Below are 6,913 nucleotides of genomic sequence, written 5' to 3'. Positions count from 1 at the left end.
GTGGCCAAAGGGATCAGACTGTAAATCTGACGGCTCAGCCTTCGAAGGTTCGAATCCTTCTCCCTCCACCACTTCTTGTTTCAGCTTCCATCTTATTTCATTTCAAAGATCTTATTTCAAAGTCATTCATCAATATCGTTTAATAATCTTGCAGTTGCTCCCCCCCTGTCTCTATATCTAAGCAGTGACATCTCTTTTTTATATCTAAGTTGCTACACCTCTGTTTTATATATCAATTACCTATCACCGCCATGTAGCACAGCTTAAATACTCAGATCACATTAACCTTGCCAAAATCATCACCTCTTAAACCTCCTGATAAACTCTCACTTTGTAAATCGTGCTTGCACATAATCATTTAAATGTGACGATTTCGTTTACATAAAAAGACATAAATACCATCAGGGTTTCATTTAATCAGTATTTTCTAGACTCAAATATCCACTTAAACACCTGATCACCACAAAAGTATATTTAATCAGGCGCTTACACCGGCACAACAAGTTATCCGCAGTGTGTTTTTCGCTACCAATCTGGCTCGTTTTTCTCTATGATTTAAGTTCAACGTGTTAACCATAGGCAAACAAGTGACTCATTCTTGGGTAAATCAAGCAATCGAAAAAATTGAAGCTGACTTTCAACGAAGTGCAGATACTCATTTAATTAAGCTAGATACGCCTAGCCTAACGGGTATTGATATTTACCTAAAAGATGAAAGTACCCACCCTACGGGAAGTTTAAAGCACCGTCTTGCTCGGTCTTTGTTTCTTTATGCGCTGTGTAATGGCTGGATTAAAGAAGGCACCACAGTAATTGAGTCTTCTTCTGGCAGTACAGCCGTATCAGAGGCCTATTTTGCCCGATTACTGGGATTGCCTTTTATCGCAGTCATGCCTAGCACCACAGCAAAAAAGAAAATTCAACAAATTGAATTTTACGGTGGTCAATGCCACTTTGTTGACCATTCCAGTAAAATTTATGCCGAATCTGAACGCTTAGCCCAAGAGCTAGATGGTCATTATATGGATCAATTTACCTATGCCGAACGCGCAACAGATTGGCGTGGTAACAACAATATCGCTAACTCTATCTTTTATCAGATGAAAAAAGAGCAACATTCAATTCCGACTTGGATTGTAATGAGCCCTGGTACTGGCGGTACTTCGGCAACGATTGGCCGCTATATTCGCTATCAGCGACTCACGACTAAACTTTGTGTTGTCGACCCTGAAAACTCCGTTTTCTTTGATTATTTCAATACTGGAGACAAGCATGTCAGCTGCTGTAATGGCAGTAAGATTGAAGGTATTGGTAGGCCTCGTGCTGAGCCCTCTTTTATCCCTGGCGTCGTGGACGAGATGCGTAAGATCCCAGATCCCGCTTCTGTCGCAACAGTCAATTGGCTTGAGAAGATTATCGGGCGTAAAACTGGCGCCTCAACAGGTACTAACCTCTATGGCGTGTTGCTATTGGCTAGCGAAATGGCTGCCAGGGGTGAGACCGGCTCGATAGTGACCCTAATTTGCGATTCAGGTGAGCGCTACTTAGACACCTATTACAATGCAGCTTGGATTGAAGAGCACATCGGCGATCTAACGCCTTATACTGATGCATTAACCCGGTTTAGTGAGACAAGTGTATTAAATTGCCCTAGTGCCAAATAGCGATATACCCATGGCGATTAACCGTCACCGGTACAAAAAAGCCCTTGAGATAATTAAATCCAAGGGCCTTTTATTATCAAGCGATCTAAATTAGTTAATCGGTATTGTTTAATCGATATCTAAATATTTATGAGTCTGAATTGATAAGCGCCAATTTCGCGCGATACAAGTAGACATCGCCAATTCAGTCGCGCGTGCCTTTTGGCTAATAGGCTGCAAACACACTGTTTTATCAGTCACATCGATACCTTCTAATAGCTCATCAAGCTCATCAATGTGATTTTGGGTTGCTATGGGGTGTTTAATCTCATTGGCTCGATTCAATGCTTGGGCAAGTACTTTATAACCGCCTTTCATATTCACCTTAGGTGATACCGTCACCCAAGTGTCTGCGTGACATAACACATCAAATGTACCACTGGTTTCAATCTGCGTTTGGTACCCTTGGCTATGAAGGTATTGAGTTAACTCAGTCAAATCATATAAACAAGGTTCGCCACCGGTGATCACGATATGTTTTGCATTGAAGCCTTTAGCTTTAAAGGCATTAACCAACTCTTCAGCGCTAAGTTCCGCCCAACGTCCGATAGTACCGTCAACTTGGATCACAAGCTCTTTTGCTACGCGGTTTTCCTCTAAAAGTTCCCACGTCTGCTTAGTGTCACACCAAGAGCAACCAACAGGGCAGCCCTGAAGTCTAACAAAAACGGCTGGTACTCCCGTAAAAGTCCCCTCACCTTGAATTGTTTCAAATACTTCATTAACTGGATATTTCATTATCTTACCTCTTGGTTAACCGGGGCGCAGTTATAGAGGATTTTTCGCTGTGTCGCAAGTAGTTTAAAAGCGTTCACGCCTGCGTTAAACTACTCGTTCTTATTTATTACAAGATTGAAAGTTTATTATGTCAAAAGCCGTTGTAGTTTTTAGTGGTGGTCAAGATTCGACAACCTGCCTCATTCAGGCCCTCCAACAATTTGATGAAGTTCATGGGATCACATTCGATTATGGGCAACGACATAGAGAAGAAATTGAAATAGCAAAAGAGCTGGCCAATAAACTCAAACTGGCTAGCCACAAAGTGATGGATGTCACCTTGTTAAATGAATTAGCCATATCGGCATTAACTCGTGACTCCATTCCCGTCTCTAACGAATTAATGGATAACGGCCTACCTAACACCTTTGTTCCGGGCCGAAACATCCTCTTTCTTACCCTTGCTGGCATTTACGCTTACCAACTTGGCGCAGATACTGTGATAACCGGTGTTTGCGAGACAGACTTTTCAGGCTACCCAGATTGCCGCAATGACTTTGTAAAAGCCATGCAAGCCGCCCTTGAACAGGGTATGGATAAAAAACTGACCATTGATACTCCTCTAATGTGGTTAGATAAGGCCGAGACATGGGCGCTTGCAGATAAGTTTGATAGCTTGGAGCTTGTGCGAAATGAAACCCTAACCTGCTATAACGGTATTAAGGGCGACGGTTGCGGTACCTGCCCTGCATGTCTATTAAGAAAGCGCGGTCTTGAAGAGTACCTTGCAGACAAAGAGGCGATACAAGCAAGACTTTCTGATAAATGCAAAAACTAAAATGGGGGGCCAACAACCCCTATGTGTTTGCGTTAGTCATTACAATTACATGTATTAGTCTTTTTTATTTGCGACTCGACTCGCTGCTGGCCTACCAAAGGTATTTAATCCTTGATGGTGAGTGGTGGCGCCTAGTCAGCGGAAACTTGCTGCACACCAATGCCTGGCACCTGTATATGAACCTCGCGGGTTTTTGGGTCATATTAGCCTTACATGAGCAACATTACCGTGCAAAGGGGCTTAGCATACTATTTTTTAGCCTGTGTCTAATGCAAGGGCTGGGGCTACTCGCATTTTATCCAATGCTGATTGGTTATGTGGGCTTAAGTGGCATGATGCATGGATTATTTGCCTTCGGTGCGGTATGCGATATTCGCCAAGGCTACAAAAGCGGTTACTTGCTATTACTAGGCGTGATTTTAAAAGTCGCTTATGAGCAATACTTTGGCGCCAGTATTGAAATGACCCAATTAATTGGTGCAAGAGTTGCGACTGAGGCTCATTTAGTTGGCCTTGTCTGTGGACTGCTGTGCGTATCGGTTTATCTAGCTTGGCCGCAGCGACATAAACAAGCTCGTTAAAGAAGACGATAAACTGTAGTTCCAATCAAAATAAGATACACATAAAAAAGAGAGCCTAGTTGTACTCGGCTCCCCTTTTTAATGTCTTAATAGCTCAACAGTTAGTATTAAAATTCATAACGCTAAAGTTCATTGAGTTAAAGTTTATTGAGCTAAAGTTGATTGCATTGAAGTAAATAGCGTGAATAATCAATTACGCCTTAATAAACTGTTCTCTAAGACGACTAACTTTGTCACGAATTGCAGCGGCTTCTTCAAATTCAAGGTTTTTAGCATGCTCATGCATCTGTTTTTCTAGCCTGTCAATGTCATGGCTAATGTCTGCAGGTTTAGCCACATGATATTCCCCCTCAATCTCTGCAACTCCTCGTTCGCTGTCCACATATTCGTGACCGCCAACATCCATGACATCAGTGATCTTTTTGATCACTCCTATCGGAGTAATGCCATTATCAATATTATGCTGATGCTGCTTCTCACGACGTCGATTTGTTTCCGTAATCGCCTTGTCCATCGACTTAGTAATACGGTCTCCATATAAAATAACCTTACCGTTTACATTTCGAGCCGCGCGGCCAATTGTCTGGATCAATGAACGTTCTGAACGTAAAAAGCCCTCTTTATCTGCATCGAGAATACACACCAAAGAGACTTCTGGCATATCTAAGCCTTCTCGTAACAAGTTAATCCCGATCAGTACATCAAACACGCCTAGACGTAAGTCTCTGATGATCTCGACGCGCTCAACAGTATCGATATCTGAGTGCAAGTATCTGACCTTTACACCATGTTCATCGAGGTACTCACTTAAATCCTCTGACATTCTCTTAGTTAAGGTCGTTACAAGTACACGTTCATTCACAGCGACTCGTTTGCCTATCTCAGATAACAGGTCGTCTACTTGAGTGCTAACAGGGCGAACTTCAATTTCAGGATCAAGTAAGCCAGTAGGTCTAACAACCTGCTCGGCGATTTCGCCATCTGACTTATTAATTTCATATTCGCTAGGCGTTGCAGAAACAAAAATACTTTGCGGCATTAACGCTTCAAACTCTTCAAACTTTAATGGGCGATTATCAAGCGCTGAAGGCAAGCGAAAACCATATTCTACGAGGTTCATTTTCCGCGAGCGATCACCTTTATACATGGCGCCAATTTGCGGCACTGTTACATGGGATTCATCGATAATGAGTAAACCATCTTCTGGCAGATAATCTAGCAAGGTCGGAGGCCCATCGCCGGGGGCTCGACCCGACAGGTATCGGGAGTAGTTTTCAATACCTGAACAGTAACCAAGTTCGGTCATCATCTCGATATCATACTGAACCCGCTCTGTAATGCGTTGCTCCTCGATAAGTTTATTCAGTTCGAGAAGCTGTTTTTTACGGTCACGTAATTCCTCTTTGATCTCTCCTGTCGCCGCCAAAATAGACTCTCGAGGCGTGACATAGTGACTTTTAGGGTAAACCGTTATTCGTGCTATTCGCTTTACAATGTGGCCAGTTAACGGATCGAACAGACTCAAACGTTCTATCTCATCATCAAATAGCTCTATTCTGATGGCATTTTTGTCTGAATCTGCCGGAAAGATATCAATCACTTCACCGCGCACTCGATAGGTACCGCGTTGCAGTTCTATATCATTGCGAGTGTATTGCAGCTCACTCAGGCGCTTTAAGATATCACGCTGCTCCATAATGGCACCTTCTCGAAGGTGTAACAGCATCTTCATATAGGCTTTAGGATCGCCCAGACCATAAATAGCAGAAACTGAAGCAATCAGAACAACATCTTTACGCTCTAATAGTGCTTTAGTCGCCGAGAGTCGCATCTGCTCAATGTGCGCATTAACTGATGCATCTTTTTCAATGAATGTGCCTGTAGAGGGAACGTAAGCTTCAGGCTGATAATAGTCATAGTAGGAAACAAAATACTCTACCGCATTATGGGGGAAAAATTCCTTCATCTCTCCATAAAGCTGTGCAGCAAGAGTCTTGTTGGGCGCCATAATAATCGTTGGGCGTGACATTTTCTCGATGACATTTGCAATAGTAAAGGTTTTACCTGAGCCCGTAACGCCCAGTAATGTCTGGCAAGTAACCCCTGACTCTAGCCCATCCACAAGTTTACTAATGGCCGTAGGCTGATCGCCTGCAGGCTTATACATAGACTCTAATTGAAATACAGATTCTGACACTCAAATACTTCCCTCGAAAAATGAGCAACTATTTTACCCTAATTTGATTGATGACGACTTAACTTTCTAGATTAGTTTTTGTTCGACTTAGTGTTCGTTGCCAAATAGCGCTCTGACAATAATCAGATCAGCCGTGTAAGTCACCTAAAGCGATTACTTATAACATCACTAAATGAAACTTTGTAACCAAGTTAAAGTCTAGCCTTTAACGCTAACCTCCGCGTCAACACCAGTAAAATAGGCGTATTAATTCACAAGTTACTACTATAAGCGAGTTACAACTTAGCAACATTTTAAAAAGCCAATCAAAGTAACTGTTGCTTTTTTCATCACATTGTTTTTATTAGCTAAAAAAAACCTTCTATAAATTAGCTCATTTTAACCTCAACGCCCTATTCATCGGCATTTGCGGTTGATTTTTTCACTTAACCCACAGGCTTATCCACAGATTTAGTGGATAACTCTCGCAACGCTAGTTGCTATGGGGGTTTAAGCTTTCGACACGAGTTAAGCAAGCTAAAGCGATTTAATGTAATTTTCTTACATTTGTAGTTTATAGCCTAGCGAACAGCTCTTTTTGTTGGTATGTCTCATTAATGAGCTAATCGAAAACTGTGATTAACTCATAGACTTGCATTTCTACTGGTCACATTTTAACAAAAATGCTGCATTCATCGACACAATGAACATTAGGTGAGCACTTGAGCGTATAATTTCATTTTTTTTAGCTTGTCGAGTTGACTCAATTGTAAGAGCGCTTTACTATGCGCTCCGTCTTCAACGAGACGTAACTTAAACGCTTCCCCTGTAGTTCAGTTGGTAGAACGGCGGACTGTTAATCCGTATGTCACTGGTTCGAGTCCAGTCTGGGGAGCCA

General features: G+C 42.2%; 5 protein-coding genes and 1 tRNA gene. 4 read left to right on the top strand and 2 right to left on the bottom strand.

Going from position 1 to position 6,913, the window contains the following annotated elements; all coding sequences use genetic code 11:
• Positions 1-587 precede the first annotated feature (587 nt).
• On the top strand, positions 588-1,664 hold the full coding sequence (locus ACVBIU_RS20345) for a PLP-dependent cysteine synthase family protein (protein WP_447164632.1): 1,077 nt from the start codon (positions 588-590) through the stop codon (positions 1,662-1,664).
• Positions 1,665-1,772: 108 nt separating this feature from the next.
• Here the strand turns inward: ACVBIU_RS20345 and queE are convergent, their stop codons facing one another.
• Complete coding sequence (queE, locus tag ACVBIU_RS20340) at positions 1,773-2,441, bottom strand: 7-carboxy-7-deazaguanine synthase QueE (RefSeq protein ID WP_447162690.1); 669 nt, start codon at positions 2,439-2,441, stop codon at positions 1,773-1,775.
• A gap of 127 nt (positions 2,442-2,568) precedes the next feature.
• Here queE and queC point away from each other — a divergent pair, with 127 nt between their 5' ends.
• A complete protein-coding gene (queC, locus tag ACVBIU_RS20335; RefSeq protein ID WP_447162691.1) occupies positions 2,569-3,258 on the top strand; it encodes a 7-cyano-7-deazaguanine synthase QueC in 690 nt (229 codons plus the stop codon).
• Positions 3,246-3,839, top strand: coding sequence for a rhombosortase (gene rrtA, locus ACVBIU_RS20330; RefSeq protein ID WP_447164633.1), 594 nt, complete (start codon positions 3,246-3,248; stop codon positions 3,837-3,839). The genes queC and rrtA overlap by 13 nt, the downstream gene beginning before the upstream one ends.
• 193 nt (positions 3,840-4,032) lie before the next feature.
• Here the strand turns inward: rrtA and uvrB are convergent, their stop codons facing one another.
• Positions 4,033-6,036 (bottom strand): excinuclease ABC subunit UvrB, encoded by a 2,004-nt coding sequence (gene uvrB, locus ACVBIU_RS20325; RefSeq protein WP_447164634.1) that lies wholly within the window; start codon positions 6,034-6,036, stop codon positions 4,033-4,035.
• Between the two features lie 801 nt (positions 6,037-6,837).
• Here uvrB and ACVBIU_RS20320 point away from each other — a divergent pair.
• Positions 6,838-6,913 (top strand) — tRNA-Asn (locus tag ACVBIU_RS20320).

This window comes from Shewanella sp. 30m-14, from assembly GCF_052977125.1.
Note: the sequence above shows the minus strand (reverse complement) of the source record. Positions and strands in the feature narration are given on the sequence as shown.